This window comes from Candidatus Protofrankia datiscae (assembly GCF_000177615.2).
Lineage (GTDB): Bacteria > Actinomycetota > Actinomycetes > Frankiales > Frankiaceae > Protofrankia > Protofrankia coriariae.
Window position 1 is genome coordinate 1,212,050 of the sequence record NC_015656.1, and the last position, 17,799, is coordinate 1,229,848.

At 71.7% G+C, this 17,799-nt stretch carries 11 protein-coding genes; 5 read left to right on the forward strand and 6 right to left on the reverse strand.

Annotated elements, in window-relative coordinates; genetic code table 11:
* Nucleotides 1–6: 6 nt before the first annotated feature.
* On the reverse strand, nucleotides 7–516 hold the full coding sequence (locus FSYMDG_RS05045; protein WP_013872515.1) for a GtrA family protein: 510 nt from the start codon (nucleotides 514–516) through the stop codon (nucleotides 7–9).
* A 754-nt stretch (nucleotides 517–1,270) separates the two neighbouring features.
* Between FSYMDG_RS05045 and FSYMDG_RS05050 the strand changes: the two genes are divergently transcribed.
* Nucleotides 1,271–1,825 carry a beta-class carbonic anhydrase gene (locus FSYMDG_RS05050; protein WP_013872516.1) on the forward strand — a complete coding sequence of 185 codons (555 nt, stop codon included), beginning with the start codon at nucleotides 1,271–1,273 and terminating at the stop codon, nucleotides 1,823–1,825.
* A 104-nt stretch (nucleotides 1,826–1,929) separates the two neighbouring features.
* On the opposite strand, the gene FSYMDG_RS05055 is transcribed toward FSYMDG_RS05050, so the two are convergent.
* The 3 genes from FSYMDG_RS05055 to FSYMDG_RS05065 all read right to left on the reverse strand — a co-directional run bounded on the left by FSYMDG_RS05055 (nucleotide 1,930) and on the right by FSYMDG_RS05065 (nucleotide 7,064).
* Nucleotides 1,930–2,964, reverse strand: a complete 1,035-nt coding sequence (locus FSYMDG_RS05055) for a TIGR03089 family protein (RefSeq protein ID WP_013872517.1) — start codon at nucleotides 2,962–2,964, stop codon at nucleotides 1,930–1,932.
* A gap of 214 nt (nucleotides 2,965–3,178) precedes the next feature.
* Complete coding sequence (locus FSYMDG_RS05060) at nucleotides 3,179–4,762, reverse strand: LCP family protein (protein WP_131772197.1); 1,584 nt, start codon at nucleotides 4,760–4,762, stop codon at nucleotides 3,179–3,181.
* Nucleotides 4,763–5,300: 538 nt separating this feature from the next.
* Nucleotides 5,301–7,064, reverse strand: a complete 1,764-nt coding sequence (locus FSYMDG_RS05065; RefSeq protein WP_013872519.1) for an LCP family protein — start codon at nucleotides 7,062–7,064, stop codon at nucleotides 5,301–5,303.
* Nucleotides 7,065–7,623: 559 nt separating this feature from the next.
* Between FSYMDG_RS05065 and FSYMDG_RS05070 the strand changes: the two genes are divergently transcribed.
* Nucleotides 7,624–8,697: a glucose-1-phosphate thymidylyltransferase gene (locus FSYMDG_RS05070; RefSeq protein WP_013872520.1), complete on the forward strand. Its 1,074-nt coding sequence runs from the start codon at nucleotides 7,624–7,626 to the stop codon at nucleotides 8,695–8,697.
* Here FSYMDG_RS05070 and FSYMDG_RS05075 read toward each other — a convergent pair.
* Complete coding sequence (locus tag FSYMDG_RS05075; protein ID WP_013872521.1) at nucleotides 8,590–10,836, reverse strand: glycosyltransferase family 39 protein; 2,247 nt, start codon at nucleotides 10,834–10,836, stop codon at nucleotides 8,590–8,592. The two genes, FSYMDG_RS05070 and FSYMDG_RS05075, sit on opposite strands and share 108 nt — an antisense overlap.
* Before the next feature lie 180 nt (nucleotides 10,837–11,016).
* On the opposite strand from FSYMDG_RS05075, the gene rfbD reads away from it, so the two are divergent.
* From rfbD to FSYMDG_RS05090, 3 genes are all read left to right on the forward strand, one after another.
* Complete coding sequence (rfbD, locus tag FSYMDG_RS05080; RefSeq protein WP_013872522.1) at nucleotides 11,017–11,910, forward strand: dTDP-4-dehydrorhamnose reductase; 894 nt, start codon at nucleotides 11,017–11,019, stop codon at nucleotides 11,908–11,910.
* A 299-nt stretch (nucleotides 11,911–12,209) separates the two neighbouring features.
* Nucleotides 12,210–13,817 (forward strand): methionine--tRNA ligase, encoded by a 1,608-nt coding sequence (gene metG, locus FSYMDG_RS05085; protein ID WP_237703088.1) that lies wholly within the window; start codon nucleotides 12,210–12,212, stop codon nucleotides 13,815–13,817.
* Between the two features lie 25 nt (nucleotides 13,818–13,842).
* Nucleotides 13,843–15,501, forward strand: a complete 1,659-nt coding sequence (locus FSYMDG_RS05090) for a hypothetical protein (RefSeq protein WP_013872524.1) — start codon at nucleotides 13,843–13,845, stop codon at nucleotides 15,499–15,501.
* Here FSYMDG_RS05090 and FSYMDG_RS05095 read toward each other — a convergent pair.
* On the reverse strand, nucleotides 15,395–17,599 hold the full coding sequence (locus tag FSYMDG_RS05095) for a hypothetical protein (protein ID WP_157490973.1): 2,205 nt from the start codon (nucleotides 17,597–17,599) through the stop codon (nucleotides 15,395–15,397). The two genes, FSYMDG_RS05090 and FSYMDG_RS05095, sit on opposite strands and share 107 nt — an antisense overlap.
* Between the last annotated feature and the right edge of the window lie 200 nt (nucleotides 17,600–17,799).

Here is a 17,799-nt window from a genome sequence, read left to right on the forward strand (position 1 = left end):
CCGCGGTTACAGGCGGCCTACCGGCTCGGGCAGGCGCTGGCCGCGCCGGGCGTCGGTCTCGGCGTGCAGCACGGCCTTCGGGTCGTCTGGGTGCAGGAAAACCCACCGCTTGTACGCCCAGAACCGGAAGATGGTGCCGAGGCCGGTGCCGACCACGTTTCCGGCCAGGTTGAAGGCCAGTACGCTGTTCAGGTCCAGCACATAGCGGGCGATCCCGAGGCAGGCCAGGGCGATCCCGAGCCCGATGGCGTTGAGGATCACGAAGAGGGTGTATTCACGCCGTAGGCCGGTACGTGCGCGATGCGTGAAGGACCAGTGCCGGTTGCCAATGTAGGCGCAGGTTGCGGCCACAATGGTGGAGACGGTTTTCGCGCTGAGCCAGCCTATACCGAGAACGCCATGGCACAGATTGGAGACGAGGACGTCGACGAGGTAGCAGAAGCCGCCTACGACACCGAACTTCGCCATTTCATGAGCAAGTAGCTGCCAGCGCGACCGCCTGGAACCGTCGTCCATTGATGCCACGCTCACCTCATGTGATCTCGACCGGTTTGTGTCACCGGCTGAGCGTACAGACCGCTGTCCTGGACCCATCCGACCCCCCCCGGGTTCCCGGCCGTCGCCGGCGGCCGGGGAGCGGCCGTGACTACGCTCTGACCGCGATCGCCGTTTACCCGGCCGGGTACGCAGCCCACCAACGCCATGTCCGTGTCATACCCGTGTCACGTCTGTGTCACGTCTGTGGGCCGTTCAGTTGCCGATCTCCTCACGGTAAGTATGACCCCGTGTCCCGGCGGGTGATGCCTGCGGGGTGCTGTTCCGGCCTGACACCTGGCGGACAGCCGTCACCTGGCGGACAGCGACGACCCGACCGGCGCACGACTCGGCCGGCCCGCGGGCGGCCTGGCCGACAGCGCCACCTGGCCGGGATCTGCACCTGGCCGGCCTGAACGGCTGGCCGGCATCGTGACGCGACCCGGCCGGCATCGTGACGCCGCCTGCCGCGGCGAACGCTGGCGGAATCGGTGTGGCCGCGTCATGCTGGTTGGGGCCGGCCGTGGTGGCGGCCCGACACCGTTCGCCCCGCGGCGGCGCCCATCGGGGTGCGGCGGGGCGTCATGCGCTGTCGGTGCCGCCACGGCGATCCGCATGGCGATGTCGCCGTGTGCCGCACGGATCGCCGGTGGCCGTGCTCACCGTCCGATGTACCCGCTGTCCGATATGCCCACCGTGCCGATGCATGCACCGCGCCGATGGAGGTTGTACGACCATGACCACGGTCGACGCTCGCGATGATCCGTCAAGCCTGGAAAGTTCCCACAGCGTCACCGACGTCCTGGCGGGGCGTGCCGCCGACTTCGCGGCCGCCCGGCGGAGCAGCGGTCAGCCGCGGGCCCGGTCGGCCCGTCCGACCACCGGGGTCGCGGTCCTGGCCTGCATGGACGCCCGTCTGGACGTGCACGCCCTGCTGGGGCTGGGCGAAGGCGACGCGCACGTTCTGCGCAACGCCGGCGGAGTGGTCACCGACGACATGATCCGTTCGTTGGCGGTCAGCCAGCACGAGTTGGGCACCACCGAGATCATCCTGTTGCACCACACCCAGTGCGGGATGATTTCGATCACCGATGACGGGTTCCGGGACAAGCTGCTCGAACGCACCGGTGCCCGTCCGGACTGGCCCGTCCACGCGTTCTCCGATCTCGAGGAGAACGTGCGGCTGTCCATCGCGCGGCTGCGCTCCAACCCCTTCCTGGCCGCCACGACATCCGTCCGGGGCTTCATCTACGACGTGGCCACCGGCGAACTCAGCGAGGTCACCCTCTGACTCCCCCGGCGCCACGCGCCGGGGGAGGGGCCTGCTTCTCTGACAGCTGGTGGCCGTCTGCATGGGATGGTGTCCGTTCTGCGACGTACAGCTGACGCGTCCGGTTACGGTAGGCCGGTGGTGAGGTGGCGGACGGTGGGTGTTGCCCGCTCCGCGGGGGTGTCCGGTCTGGGCGGTCTGGTCGGGTCGGCTGGTTCGGACGCGACTGGCCGGGGCGGGTCGTAGCGGGTCGGGGCGCATATGGCGGTGACGCGCTCGACGGCGATCCGCCGGGCGAGCAGGCCCGGGTCGAGATGGCGGCAGAGGACCACCGATGCGCCGGCGGCCAGCGGGGCCAGCAGGCCGCCGAACAGGCCGTCCGGCGTGTCGTAGCCGGCCGTGGTCAGCACACGGTCCGTCGCGGCCAGCTCCCAGGTCCGCGCGTAGTAGCCGGCCAGCCGGGCCAGGAACCGCTGGTTCGCCGGTGGCGCCGGCGGGGTGAAGCGGTCGCCGTGGCTGAGGACCTCGGCCGCGAAGTCGAGCACCCCTGGCACCGGCTGGGCCAGCCGCCCACCCAGTGGGCGCAGGGACAGCGCGATGATCTCAGCTCCGTCGCCCACCACGGCCGGGTCGTCCACGGCCTGCTCGGTCACGAACACCGCTACCGGCGGGTCGTCGTGGCTGTCCGTCCCGGCCGCGACACCCTCGCCGGCCGCGGTACCCGCGCCGGTGGCGGCGCCGGGCTGGTGGACACCCACCTGGGCGCCCACCGACCACGCGGCGAGCAGCACCACCGCGGTCTGCCAGTGCGGCGGCAGGGCGATCCGGACGGTTTCACCCGCAGTGACACCGAGTGTGTCGACGAGCAGGTTCGCGGTCTTGGCCACCCAGTTGTCGATGGTGGTGGCGGACAGTTCGGTCCGCTCGCCGGTGGCGTCGTCGTAGAAGGTCAGCAGCGGACGTCCCGCGTCCGCGCGCACCCGACGGGCCAGCAGCGCGGCGACACCGGCCACGTCGGCTGAACCGCCCACGCTGGCTGGAGCGCCCACGCTGGCTGGAGCGCCGAGGGCGTGCGCGGGCACGGCAGTCTCAGCGGCGTCCAGGACGCCGGTGAGAACCCCGTCGAGAAGGCGTCCCGCGGGCAGGGGCGATGAACTCATCGAATGCTCGTACTCATGGGACGCCTACGGTAGAGCACTGCCGGTCCGGCCGGTCTTCTGGTGGCATGGTCGGCGCCCCGGCCAGCCTTGTCGGCCGGCATGTCAGCCAGCGTTCGTTCCGGCGGGTTTCAGCCGGCGGTGCGGCCGGCACCACGGCATGCCGGCCACAGGCGTGCCGGCCACGAGAGTTTTGATCACGAAAAGCTGTGCCTGCTCAAGGTGTGCAGGATGTGTTCGCTGGGGCGACGGTCGGTGCCGCTGACGCGGGTGCGCCCGGTGCTGCCCCCGCTCCGGCCGCTGTCGTGCCACTGGCCGAGCCGGCTCCCACCGCCCCGCGCAACGCGCTACCGGGCGCGGCGGGCAGGTCCAGCGCGCTGGTCACACCGGTGAACGAGGCGCCGAGGACGACGACCAGCCCCCGGCTGATCGTCGGATCCTCGACGGTCTGCGAGCCGGTGATCAGCCGGCTGAGCGTCTGCGCGGCTTCCTTCTGCCCGGCGGGGTAGCGGATCTCCGTCATGACCTGTCCGGCCGGGCCGGTGGTCTTCCGCATCGAGCCGGCGAAGCCCAGAGCGCTGAGGGCGTCGGTCGTCTGCGAGGCCAGGCCGGAGCGGCCGGTCTTGTTGCGGACTTCGGCGATGCTCACCTGGGCCGGCGGGAGCGAGGGCTGGCTGGCGGCTGCGTCGTCGCTCCTGCCGCCGGCGGCCGGCGGGTTGTCCGTCGCGGGCCGCAGCGGAGCGAGCAGGGTGGCCAGGCCAGCGCGGTCGTAGAACAGCACCTGGCCGTGTGGGGGGATCTCGCCCTTGTCGTTGATGGCACCGTCTGCCTTCGTTGGCACGAAGGTGGGTATAGTGATAAATGTCACTTTTCCACTGGTAATCGCGCTGAGCCGTTGCGCAATCTTGATCATTGCGCCGTTCTCGGTGAGGCCGTTGTCGACCTTGAGCGAGCCGCCGACAGCGCCGATCAGCTGGGTGATCCGCACCGGATTGGTGAGGACGCCCGCGCTGGTCGCCTTGTCCAGCAGCTTCGACAGGAACTGCTGCTGGCGGGCGACCCGGTAGGTCTCGTCCGGCAGCGCGTGCCGGGTGCGGACGAAGGCGAGTGCCTGGTCGCCGTTTAGATGGTTGACGCCGAGTTTCCCCCGCCACTGCGAGTAGTTGTCGCGCAGGTTGGACGTGCCGCCGCCGGGCAGCGGCGCCACGCACACGTCCACCCCGCCGACCGCGTCGGTCATGGTCTTGAAGCCGGCGAGGTCGATCGTGATAAAGTGATCAATCTTCAGGCTGGTCAGATTCTCCAGCGTGCGGGTGAGCCCTTCCACCCCGCTGTAGGACAGGATGTCGGTCAGCTTGTCCTTGCCGTCCCGGGGTGTCTTCGTGAGGCCGGGGGCCACCGTCACGAGAGTGTCCCGAGGGAAGGAGACCAGGGTGACGGAGTCGTCCGCCCCGAAGTGGGCCACGATCGTGGTGTCGGAGCGGACTCCGTCGACCTGGCCGTACTCGCCGTTGGTGCCCGTCCGGCTGTCGTCCCCGAGCAGGAGGATGTTCATCTCCCCGGGCCGTTCGACCGGCCGGTTGCCGCCGGGCGACCAGGCGACCCCGGTGACCGAGCTGTTGAAGTAGCGGTATGCCGCCCACCCGATGGAGCTGACCGCCAGGACCAGTACCGACAGGGCGGCGGCCGCCCCGACCGACAGCACGCGCAGCGGTGAGCGCCCATGGCGGCGCGCGCTCCGGGGGAGCCTTGGGTTGAGCTCGGCGGGCAATGCCGGCCGGCGCGCAGGTCTGCGACTCACCGGCTTGTTCAGTCCTCCTCGGCCGGGGCGACTTCTGTGGCGGTGTCGGTCTCCACGAGGCAGTGTGGCCCTGTCTGATTAGGACGCTTTGAGCCGCTCTGACGTTGCCATGAGGCGAACGACAGCTCACCACCGGGTGCTGGGAAGAGTCATAAGTAACATCATCGTCACTCAGGTCATGGTTCGCCGGATCGGGTGTCCGAGACGGACGGGCCCGCCATAAGGCCCACCCGCGCTGTGCCGGCACCCTACGCGGCGGATGGCAGACGGCATTGGCTGCGCTGGTGATCCGGGATCGACTGCTCCCGGTTCGCAGCGATTCTAGCCAGCGGACAGCCGACGCTCCGGCCCGCCGAACGAGAGAAACGAGACACCGCGCACCCGTCCAGGGACGGCCGGCAGCTGTCCCGGGCCGGTCCTGCCAGCTCCGCGGCTGTTCCTGACCCTGGACGACCGGGTCTGGCCCTGGGCGGGACCTGATTTGACCTTGATCTGGCCCTGGCCTGGTCTGACGGGTCCAGACCCGACGGGGCTGGAGCTAGAACGTGCAGCCGGCGGTGAGCTCGGCCGCGGTGACGGGCGGTGGCGGTGGCGTCGGGCTCGGCCGGGCGCCTGTCGAGGCGGGTCGGCCCGTTGCCGTGCCCGTACCCGTGCCCGTGCCGCCCGTGTCTGTCGCGCCGGCGCCGCTGTCCGGGCGGGCGGTGCCCTCCGGGTCGGTGGCCCGGGTGGCATCTTCCGGGCTCGCGGTCGGGGCGTCGGTCGGCCCCGGGGTGACTGCCAGCGCCTTTGTGTTCACCCCTTTGAAGCCTGTCCCGAGCACCAGCGTGACACGCTCCGACAGGGACGGATCCTCGCGCAGCTGTGCCCCGGGGACAGCGGCTGCCACGGTACGCGCCGCGGCGAGGCTGCCCGGGCCATAGCGCACCAGCGAGGTGGCCGCGTGCCGGTTGGCCGCGCTGCTGACATGGGCGATCCGGAAGCCGGCCGCGGCCAGTTCCCGGGCCGCATTGGTCGCGAGACCGCCCGTGGGGGTGCCGTTGAGAACGTCCAGCGTGATCGCCGACGGCCGTAGCGGCGTCCTGCCGGTGGGCGTGGGCGTCATCGCCGTAGCCGGCGGTGTCGGCACCGGCGTCGGTGTTCCGGGGCGCTGGGACGGCTGTGACGCGGAGCTCCCACGGCCGCGCAGCGGCGCCAGGAACGTCTCGAGCTCGTCAGGGTCGTAGATCTGGACGGAGCCGAAGGGCGCGATCTCGCCGGCCGCGTTCGCCCCTTCGGCCCTCGTCGGCGAGTGGACCGGGATGGTCTCGAACCTGATCGCGTTCGCGGACATGCCCCGCAGCCGGGTCGCCAGGTTGCGCAGGTCGTCGGCGGTGGTGTCGGCGTCCACGGTCAACGCGCCGGTGGCGGCCGTGAGCAGGCCCTCCAGCTTGGCCGGGTTGGTAAGTACCCCGCTGCTGGTGGCCTTCTGGAACACCGCGCTGATGAACTGCTGCTGGCGTCTGATCCGGTCGAAGTCCCCGTCCGGCAGGCCGTAGCGCTGCCGGACGAAGGCCAGCGCCTGTTCGCCGTCGAGGTGGTTCTCGCCCACGACACCGCGCCACTGTGAGTAGTCGTCACGTAGGTTGGACCTGCTGCCGTCCGGCAGTGCTCTGACGCATACCGTCACCCCGCCGATGGCGTCCGTCATGGCCTTGAAGCCAGCGAGGTCGATCGACACAAAATGATCGATTTTGATGTCGGTGAGGTTCTCGATCGTTTTGATCAGCAGCGACGGGCCGCCGGTCGTGATCGCCGAGTTGAGCTTGTTCCGGCCGTGGCCGGGAACGCGCACCAGGGTGTCCCGGGGGAACGACACCAGCGTGGTTGTTCCGTTCGCGTCCAGATGGGCGAGCATGGTGGTGTCCGAGCGTTCCCCGGCGACGACCTCCTGGCGCTGGTACATGTTGCCGGTGCCCGCCCGGCTGTCAGATCCGACCAGCAGGAAGTTCGTGCTCCCGGGCGGGGCCGCGGCCGGTCGTTCGTGGTCGTCGCCGAGCGCCAGGGTGACCCTGGTGATCTGGGAGTCGAAATAGCGGTAGGCGAAGTAGCCGCCGACGCTCGTCACGACGATCGACATCGACAGCACGGCGGCGAGGGCAAGCAGCAGCTTTCCGGTCAGGGAGCGTTGCCGCCGGCGTTCCCTCGCGGTGCGCAGGAACCATCGCCACCTCGCCCTCGGGCGGGCCCTTCGGACGCGGCGCGGGCCCGGCGGTGGCGTGGTGCTGGCAGGCTGGTCCACGGAAACCCTGGTCGTAGCGGTCACCGTGCCGTACCTCCCACCCCCGCCATGGCCTGGCACCGGCCCACGGACGTACACACCGCCCGATGTGTCCCGCGTCCCCGGATATGGTCCTGTTTACCACTATGTCCCGGGTGATGGTGCCGTTGGCGGGCCGTCGAGGCCGGCCGGGCCGGTGGTGGCCCGCTCGTGCCGCCTTCGGCTGGCATGCCGACGGATCCCGCCGGTGTTCGCGGGCCGGCTGCTGGATTCATCGCGGCGTTACCCCCGTACCGCTGATGTCATGACTGTCGTCATGGCCGCGGAGGACAACTGTGGTCCTGATTGCTGAAGGTACCCGCCGTAGGCATGACACACCCGTTGTGGGATGCCCTGAGGACGATGGGTCCGGTGTTTCGGCGGCGGCTGACGGGGGGGCGCGGGCCACCGCGGCGGCCGGCCGAAACCAGCGCCGGCCGTCCGGTACGCCGTGTTCGGTACGCCGTCCGGTACGCCGTCCGGAACAATGTCGTTCGACGGGTATTGAGCCCTATGGCTGTGGGCTTGTACGGTCGCCGTCCGGCCGCACGATAAGGTTCGGATCATGAAGGCTCTTGTGCTTGCCGGTGGTTCCGGAACACGACTGCGTCCGATCACCCACACCTCGGCCAAGCAACTTGTGCCGGTGGCGAACAAGCCGGTGCTTTTCTACGGATTGGAGGCAATAGCCGCCGCGGATATCACGAATGTCGGGATCATTGTCGGGGAGACCGCCGCGGAGATCGAGGCCGCCGTCGGTGACGGTGCCGAGCTGGGGATCGAGGTCACCTACATTCGGCAGGAGGCGCCGCTGGGCCTGGCCCACGCGGTGCTCGTCGCCCGTGACTTCCTTGGCGACGAGCCGTTCGTGATGTACCTCGGCGACAACCTGATCATCGGCGGGATCTCGGGGCTGGTGGAGGAGTTCCGCCGCAGCGGGCCGGACGCGCTCATCCTGCTGACGAAGGTGTCCAACCCGTCCGCGTTCGGCGTGGCCGAGCTGGGGCCGGGCGGGCAGATCGTGCGTCTGGTCGAGAAGCCCCGGCAGCCACCGAGCGATCTTGCCCTCGTCGGGGTGTACCTGTTCGGCCCGGCGGTCCACGAGGCCGTGCGGGGGATCAAACCGTCCGCGCGCGGCGAACTGGAGATCACCGAGGCGATCCAGTGGCTTGTCGACGGCGGTTATGAGGTCGCGCCGCACCTGGTCGAGGGCTACTGGAAGGACACCGGGCGGCTCGACGACATGTTGGAGACCAACCGGCACCTGCTGGAGTCGCTGGAGCCGGCCGTCCGCGGCGTGGTCGACGAGGGCAGCACGGTCGTCGGCCGGGTCGTGATCGAGGAGGGCGCGTCACTGGTGCGTTCCACCGTACGCGGGCCGGCGATCATCGGCCGGGGCACGAGGGTCGTCGACTCGTATGTCGGCCCGTTCACCTCGATCTACCATTCGTGCGCGATCGAGGACACCGAGATCGAGTATTCGATCGTGCTGGAGCGGGCGACCATCCGTGGGATCGGGCGGATCGAGGACTCACTGATCGGGCGGGACGTCGAGGTCGTCCCGTCGGCGGCCCGGCCGCGGGCGCACCGGCTGATGCTCGGCGACCACTCCCGGGTCTCGGTCGCCACCACGCCCTGACCGGGGCCATCGCCTGGCCGGGGACCGTCTGCCGGTCCAGGGCCGCTGGCCGGGCCCGGGTCGTTGCACCGGGGACAGGAGGGTGCCGGCCGTCCCGGCCGGGCGGAGGCCGGGCAGTGCGGGCGGTTCGGGCGCCGCGGGCAGCGGCGTGGGGGCGCCTGGCTCCCCCGAGGAACCGCCTGGCTCCTCCAGGGGACATCGACGGGCTTCGCGGACCATCTCGGCGACGGTGACGCAGGCGATCACCAGGCAGAGGGCGAAGACGGTGATCGTCACCCCGACGGGGAACGGCGCCCAGCGTCCGATCACGGTGACGATCTCGGCGACGTGCAGCGGGGGGGCCGACTCGCCGCGCGGCAGCCAGTAGTACCCGCACACCGCCCACAGCGCCGCCGTCTGCATGCCGAGCGCACCGACCAGGACGATCAGAGTGGCGGCCCGCTCGTGCCCACGCAGCAGCCGGCCGAGGCCGGCGGCGGTGACGACGGCGAGGCCGACCACGCCCATGTAGAGGTACCGGCCCTGGATGGCGATGCCCTGGGTGTACTTCAGGTAGTCCGAATAGCTGCGCTGGCCCACCAGCAGGTAGGCCAGCAGGATCGGCATGAGCAGCACGAGCGCGCGTCCGGACACGGCCGCGCGCGGCCAGGTGAACCGGTGTCCCCGGGGCGCCTCGCCGGTGGCCCGGGGACGGACGACCGCCGCCAGCACGCAGCCCACTACGGCCGTGGTCGCGATGACGATCACAACCGGGGAGAGTTGGGGCGGCTCGAACATCCCGAGACCGCCCCAGAACCGGCTGATGATGGTCTGCCAGAAGTACTCGTACCAGGTGTAGAAGGACTTCGGCAGCAGGACCGGCTCGCGCCGTGGGGGTTCCGTTGCCCATCCGTTGGGCTGAACGGCGTCGTAGAGGACGTAGTTACGGACCCACCACCATCCGCCGGTGGCGCAGGCGATCCCGATCGCGAGCAGCGCCGGATACACCGGCGGCGCCCGCAGCACCCGGATGGGCACGGTCCAGCCGCCACGGCGCGGGCCGTGCTGGCCGCGCCGGCCGGACCAGCGAGGGCGGCGTGCCGACCAGCGGAGGCGGCGACCGGCGAGCCGGAGGCTGACGGGCTGGGGACCGACAGATCGGGGGCCGACAGATCGGGGGAGGTGGCGGCCGGGCCGGTGGGAGCGGCGGGGGCGGGCCCAGCCGGCGAGATAGGCGGCGGCGACCACGGCCACCAGGGGCAGAGCGAGCGCCTTGGCGAGGAAGGCGAGCCCGAGCAGCAGGCCGACGCCCACCGCCGTCCGTCTTCGCATGTCGCCGGTGAGCACGCCGGCAAGCAGCACCGTCATCCCGCTGACCGACAGCATCAGCAGGCCGTCGTTGTTGAACGTGGCGCCGACCCGGGTGAGCCCGGGCACGGCCAGCGGTACCGCAGCGGCCGCCTGGGCCAGCGGCGCGCTGAGCCCGAACCGCCGGGAGGCCTCCCAGGTGAGCCACGGCAGCGGGGCCGCGACGATGATGTTCAGCAGGCGCAGCGCCCAGACCTGCTGGTCGTACGCCCAGTTCGAGGAACCGGGCAGGACGGACAGCAGGGCGGCCCCGATCGCGTAGATCAGCGGTGGGTGCTGGACCATCTGGTTGGACAGCCGCCCGTCGGTGACCGGGGCGGGCCCACCGAGCCTGTCGAAGGACAGGCGCTGGTCACGAGGGGTCGGATCGATCTCGGCGAACGGGGGCGCGCCGTTGTCGCGGCCGCCCGACTGGAACATCTCGGCGAAGCGGCCACGGTCGAAGTCGTCCGAGGTCGCGGCGACCCCCGAGGCGATGATCCGCTCACCGGGCGCTGGCCAGCCAGCGCCGTGCTGCAGGCCGTAGACCATGTCGACGTGCTGGGCCTCGTCGTAGCCCGTCCAGGTGGTGAAGGCGAACGAGTAGGTCAGCAGCAGGGCGATGTGGAGCACGGTCAGCAGCACGACCGCCCGCGGCGGCCGGGGCCGGCGGGCGCGTGGCCGGGGCGTGCCGGCGGCAGGGGCGCCGGCGCCGGGCTGTCCGCGGCGGGCATCGACTGTCGAGGCTGCCTGCCGCGGGATCCCGGCCGTCGGCCAGACCAGTCTGATCTCCGAGTAGTCGACGATCGCCATCTCTCCAGGACGACGGCAACCGGCCGCCGTTGGCCGGCTGAGCCCATAGTCAACGGGCCGCTTCTGAGTTTAGCTGCCAATTGCCGTTGGCAATTACGTGGATACTGCATGTGACTTCATGGGCGGTGGGTGCGCGTCCGGTCGGGTAATTGGGTCTGCGACACTTGCCGGGTGCGCGTGATGGTGACGGGAGCCGGCGGCCAGCTCGGGGTGGACCTGTGTCGGCTGCTGGAGGCGGACGAACGGGTCCACGCCTGGGCCGGGCTCACCCGGGTCGAGCTGGACGTCACCGACCCGGCACGGGTGCGGGCCGTCGTCCGCGACCAGGCCCGGCCGGCGAAGATCCAGGGCGGCCTCGTGGTCGTGAACACCGCCGCCTGGACCGACGTGGACGGCGCCGAGTCCGACGAGGCCGGGGCCTATGCCGTCAACGCCGCCGCGCCGGCGCACCTGGCCGCCGCCTGTGCGGAGGTCGGCGCGACCCTGGTGCACATCTCCACCGACTACGTCTTCGACGGGGCCGCGGACAAGCCGTACGAGACCGACCACCCGACCGCGCCGCGCTCCGCCTACGGGCGAACCAAGCTTGCCGGCGAGCAGGCCGTGCTCGCGCTGTGCCCGTCGTCCTGTGTGGTGCGCACGGCGTGGGTGTACGGCGCGTCCGGGCGCAACTTCGTCCGGACGATCGCGCGGCTCGCCCGCGAGCGCGACACCCTCGCTGTGGTCGACGACCAGCGCGGCTCCCCGACCTGGTCGGTGGATCTTGCCGTCGGGCTGATCGACCTGGTGTCCGCCGCCGGTGCCGGCCGTGCCGCCAGTGGGATCTATCACTGCACGGGCGGTGGCGACACGACCTGGTTCGGCTTCGCCCGCGCGATCGTCGCCGAGCTCGGGATGGACCCGGAGAAGGTCAGGCCGACGACGACGGACGCGTTCCCGCGTCCCGCGCCGCGCCCGTCCTACTCGGTGCTCTCGCCCCGGTCGTGGACGGACGCCGGGCTGCGGCCGCTGCGCCCCTGGCGGGAGGCGCTGGCCGCGGCCTTCGCGCAGTCGGGCGACGTTCTGCGGGCCTGATCGGCGTTCCGCCGGCTTGATCGGCGCCGCCCCGCCAGGCCCCCGGGTCCCGCCGGCGCCGTCCCCCGGGCCCCGTCGGTGCCGCCCCGCGGGCCTGGCCCGCGCTGCTCGGTGGGCCCGAGCGGAGCCGTCGGCGTCCGGCACCTGTCGTTGTTGGGAAACCCGGTCGAGAAGCATCGGTGGCGAGCGCTACCGTTGGGAGAGTGACGACCAAGACCGGTGCTTCGCCCGCCTCGCAGGCGACCGAGACCAGTGGTTCGACCGTTTCGCGGGAGCGGGGCAGGCCTGTCCTGGTCGCGGTGGCCTGGCCGTACGCCAACGGTATGCCCCACCTGGGGCACATCGCCGGCGCCTACCTGCCGGCCGACATCTTCGCCCGCTACCAGCGGTTGGCCGGCAACCAGGTGCTGATGGTCTCGGGCAGCGACACCCACGGCACACCGATCACCGTGCGTGCCGACATCGACGGGGTGTCGCCGGCTGAGATCGTCAACCGTTACCACCCGGAGTTCCTGCGCATCTGGGACGACATCGGGATCAGTTTCGACCTGTTCACCTCGACGATGACCGACAACCATCGCGAGGTCGCGCAGGACGTCTTCGTCCGGCTGCGGGAAGCCGGCTACATCGTGCCCGAGGAGACCGTCCAGTTCTTCGACCCGCAGGCCGGCCGCTTCCTGCCCGACAGATACGTGGTCGGGACCTGCCCGTTCTGCGCGTACGGCGAGGCCCGCGGTGACCAGTGCGAGAACTGCGGCCGCACCCTCGACCCGGACATCCTGCTCGACCCGCGCAGCAAGCTCACCGGCGCGGTCCCGGAGAAGCGGGCCACCACCCACTTCTTCCTACGGCTGTCCGCGCTCGCCGACGACCTGCTGGCCTGGCTGGAGACCCGCACCGGCTGGCGCCGGCACGTCATGAACTGGTCCCTGCAGTTCGTCAAGGACGGTCTGCACGACCGGGCCATCACCCGTGACCTGGACTGGGGGGTCCCGCTGCCCACCGACGAGCTCGGCCCTGGCAAGCGGATCTACGTCTGGTTCGAGGCCGTGATCGGCTATCTGTCGGCGAGCAAGGAGTGGGCGGCCCGGTCCGGCGACCCGGACGCGTGGCGTCAGTGGTGGCAGAACCCGGACGCGGCCAGCTACTACTTCGTCGGCAAGGACAACATCCCGTTCCACACGGTGATCTGGCCGGCGATGCTGATCGGCTACGGCGGGCTTGAGCTGCCGACGGACGTCCCGGCCAACCAGTACGTGACGTTCGGCGGGGCGAAGGCGTCGAAGTCCGCCGGGATCGGGCGCGGCGTCCGGGAGTACCTCGACCGGCTCCAGCCGGACGCGCTGCGTTACGCCCTCGCGACGGTGCTGCCGGAGCAGAACGACACCGAGATCACCGACGCGGACATCATCCGGCGGATCAACGACGAGCTGATCGCGAACTGGGGCAACCTGGTCAACCGGGTGATGGCCCAGATCGGCAAGCGTTTCGACGGGCGCGTACCCGAGGCCGGGGAACTCGACGGCGCACACGCCAAGCTGATCGACTCGGTGGACGCCGGCCTGGTACGGGTGGGCGAACTGATCGGGCGGGTGGAGCTGCGGGCGGCGCTGCGGGCCGCGATGGAGATCTCCGCCGAGGTCAACGCCTACCTCTACCGCGAGGAACCGTGGAAGACGGTCAAGACCGACCCCGCGCGGGCCGGGCGCACCCTGGCCGTGTCGATCCAGGCGATCTCCGGCATTACGACCGCGCTCGCGCCGTTCCTGCCGTTCACCTCGGCGCGCCTGGCCGACACCCTCGGCATCAGCCTGGACGTCTGGGAGCGCCAGCCCGTGCCGGCCGGCCGCGCCCTGACCTGGTCCGGGGCGCTGTTCACCAAGCTCGACCCGGACGCCCTGGACTGACGCTCTGGGCGCTGGAAGGACGTCCGTGCCGCCGCCCGGTGACCGGACGGCGGCTGTTCGGTCGCTGGCTGGCCGGGTGGCGGGCTTTCGCCAGGGGGCGAGCTTCCGCCGGACACTGGGAGCCCGAGCGCGGCGGCACGCCGTCTTCGTCGCGATCGCGGCGGCCGGCGCCCTCCTGCGCGTGCTGGTCATCGTCGCCTACCCACCCGCGATCATGTACCTCGGGGATTCAGCGGCCTATCTCGACCAGGCGTGGAACGGGCCGTGGCCGGGGGACTGGCGCCCGTCCGGCTACCCGATGTTCCTGCTGCTCATCGACGGTCACGCCCATCTGACCAGGCTGGTGATCGTCCAGCATCTGCTGACGTTCCTGGCCGGCGCGGCCCTGTACGCTGTCGCGCTTCACACCGTGCGTACCGCCTGGATTGCCGCCTGTGTCGCCGCGCCAGTGCTGCTGTCACCATGGGTGCTCGACCTCGGCCAGTTCGTCCTCGCCGACAGCCTGTTCGGGACGCTGGTCGCCGGCGGAGTGGTCCTGCTCGCCAGGCCGGGCCGGCCCGCCGTACGGGCCTGCGCCGCCGCCGGGCTGTTGCTCGGGACGGCCGTGACGATCCGCACTGTTGGTTACGGACCGCTCGCCGTGGGCGCCGTCGCGCTGCTCGCCATGACCGCCCGGACCCGCGGCCACCACACCGACACCGGCGACCGTGTCGGCCGTGGCGGCGGTGGGCTGGCACGTCTGGTTGCGTTCGTGCTCGCCGCCGCTGTGCCGATCATCGGCTACTCGGCGTGGAGCGTGGCGAACGGGGGCACCTTCTCCGTCTCGGCGCACAGCGGCTTCTTCCTGTACGGGCGGATGGCGCCGTTCGCCGACTGCGGCGTCCTGTCCGGGCCGGAGCTGCGGACGCTGTGCGACCCGCGGCCGGTGGCGCGGCGCACCCAGCCCGACATGTACCTGTGGCCGGACGACTCGCCGCTGCGCCAGGGCGACGACAGCATCCCCGCCGGGCGCGAGGAACTCGCCGGACGGTTCGCCGCCGAGGTCATCCGGGCCCAGCCGGTGATGGTGGCCACAACCACGGCGGCCTACCTGATCGGCTACTTCTCACCCGTCCAGCATGAGAACGCGCGGACCTCGCGGGCGGCGACCTGGGAGCTGCCCACGGAGCTGGCCAATGTCCTGCCCGCGCAGAACCCGCATGCCGCCGACGGCCACTACGTCCTCACCGAGATCTCCCGGCCGCTCGCCGGGAAGCTGACGGCGTACAGCAGGCTGGGCTACCTGTCCATGCCCCTGGTCGGAGCCGGCCTGCTCGCCGGCGCCGTGGCGGCGTCGGCCGGCGTCCGGCGGGGCCGCACCAGGCCTGGTCCCGTCGGATCCGGTCCCGTCGGGAACGGTTCGGCCGGGGGCGGTTTGGCCGGGCTGGGGCGGATGTTCTGGCTGGCGTCCGGGGCGGGCCTGTCCGTGCTGGTGCTCGCGGCGCTGACCGCCGGCTTCGACTACCGCTACCTGGGATCCGTCATTGGCCTGCTCGGCGCCGCCGCCGTGCTCGGCTGGACGGCCCTGGCACGCGCGCTCATGCCGCTGCTCCGGCTGTCGTCGTCGGCGCTGCCGTCGGTGCCGGGGTCGGGGTCGGCGGAGGCGACGGTGCCGACGGAGGCGTCGCGGGCGGGCAGCGGGTGAACGCGGTGATCTCACCGGTCAGCGGCCAGGAGCGCCGGGTCGGCTCGTCCGGGCACCAGCCGAGCCCGCCGAGCAGGGCGTGCAGGCCGCGGACGGCGTCCGGGAACACCAGGTTGTAGGTGACCAGGTACAACGTGCCGGCCCGCGGGCGCCCGGCGAGGAACGGCGGGATCGAGACGTCCCAGCCCAGCGGGGGCAGGACGAGAGTGTCCGCCTCAGCGACCGGCGGCCCGAGCGTGCTCGTCGCCGGATGGCCGGCCGTATCCGCCGCCGGATGGTCTGTCGTTGTCGTCTGGCCGCCCGTCGTCCGGCCGGCGTGGTAGCGCGCGTAGTACTGCTGGGCCTTGTACCACTGCCGTTCGTCCCAGCGTCCGGGGATCACGACCTGGACGTCGCCCGGCTCGGCTGTCCGCCGCTGGACAGCGACCAGCTCCCGCATGTCACCGAGCAGCAGCGGGCCGGTCGCGCTCGCCCGGACCTGCCTGCTCCGCTGGGCCGCGACCGCCCCGGCCGCCAGGACGAACATCGCAACCGCGCCCACGAGCAACACGGCAGTCACCCGGCCCAGCACGCGTCCGCCCGGCCCCGCCCACAACCGGCTCGGCCCGGGTTCGGCCGCCCAGGGCGGGGCCGGCCGAACCAGCGTTGACCGAACCAGCGTTGACCGAGGCAGAGCCAACCGGAGTAGCGCGGACCGGAGCAGCGCCGACCCGCCGGTGCCGGCGAGCACGTACAGTAACGGAAGCAGGAACAGGTTCGCCCGGACGAACCCGACCGGCCATCGTCCCGCCGCCGAGGCGAACGCGATCAGCGCCAGCGCCCCGCCGAGCGCGAGCAGCAACGCCCGGCCCGCCCTGTCCCGCACCGCCACGTCCAGGCCGGCCGCCCAGCACACCAGCGCCCCGACGATCACGCACACGTGCAGCCGGTGATCCGGGCCGGCGAGCAGCGGTGAGCCGGTGAACGGCGAGCCGAACTGGGCGTCCGGCCTGGTCATCGCCGCGGTGAACGCGTTGCGGGGCAGCTCCCACAGGGCCGTGCGTAACTGGCCGGCGGCGTTGTTCCGGGTGAGGAAGAAATTCCGCCAGTACGGGTTCGTGGTCAGATAGCTCTGCGGCAGAACGAACAGCACAAGATGAGCGAGCCCGCAGCCGCCCACCAGCACGGACCCGGCCAGCCCCGCCGATATCGGGCGCCGCCGTGGGTTCTGCCAGGTGCTCTGCCGTGGCCTCCGCCGTGAGCCCTGTCGTGACCTCCGCCGTGAGCGGGCGGACTCCGGCGCCGCGGCATCCGTTTCGGTCGCGGTGCTCCGGGCCCGGTGTGGGCGGTGCGCCCACCAGGCCCGGGCGGCGTCCACGACGTCCAGTAGCAGCAGTGGAGCAAGTACGAACAGCGACGTGACGGCCATGACCGCGCACAGCGCCATCCCCGCCCGCGCCGGCCACAGGCGCCGGCCCGCCTCGGCACGGCGGCGCGCGCACAGCCACAGGTGCGCAACGGCCGCCGCGCACGCGGCTTCCGGCAGGTACGACTTCAGTTGCAGCCCGTAGACGAGCAGCCCGCCGTTGACCGTGAGCAGCCCGGCGACGACCGTGGCCGCCGGCCGCGGCAGCCACCACCGGCCCAGCAGGTAGGTGACCAGCGACAGCACGACCAGCGCGACGATCTGGGGCGCCCGCAGGACGAGTTCGGTGTCACCGCCGAGGGCGGCCGCCAGCTTCTCGACCGCGAACCAGCCTCCGGAAAGCGGCGCGTTCGCCGTCCGCAGGGCCTCGAACCAGCCCGCGCCGACGCTGAGGTGATACGCCCGCCACGCCTCGTCGTACCAGAGCGGACGCACCAGCGTCGGCCACAGCGCGGCGACCACCACCGCGTCCAGCCCGACGAGCGCCGCGACAGCGACCCCGCCCCGCCACCGGCCAGCGCCCTGCCCCGCCAGGCCGGCCCGCCACCGACTGTCAGCCCGACCGCCAGCCCGACCGCCAGCTCGGCCCGCCGAGCCGAAGCGCTGCCGACCACCGGCCCGGCCCGGCGAGCCGGCTCGCCGCCGACCAGCCCGGCCCGGCTCCGCCCCGCCCGCCTCCCGGCTGACGGACACCGGCCTGTCGAGTGCGTCCACCACCCCTGGAGGCTACGAGAGCCCCCGCCCATCCCGTCGTCAGCCGCGGGTAGAAAACCGCTGCTACACGGAACGTGGCGTAGATCTGTTCGGCGGTTTCGGGGGCGGCCAAGGCGGTGCGGTACAGGTAGGCGCGCCGTAGCCGGCTACGCGGGTTCCCCAGTGCTCCCAGCGGCAGG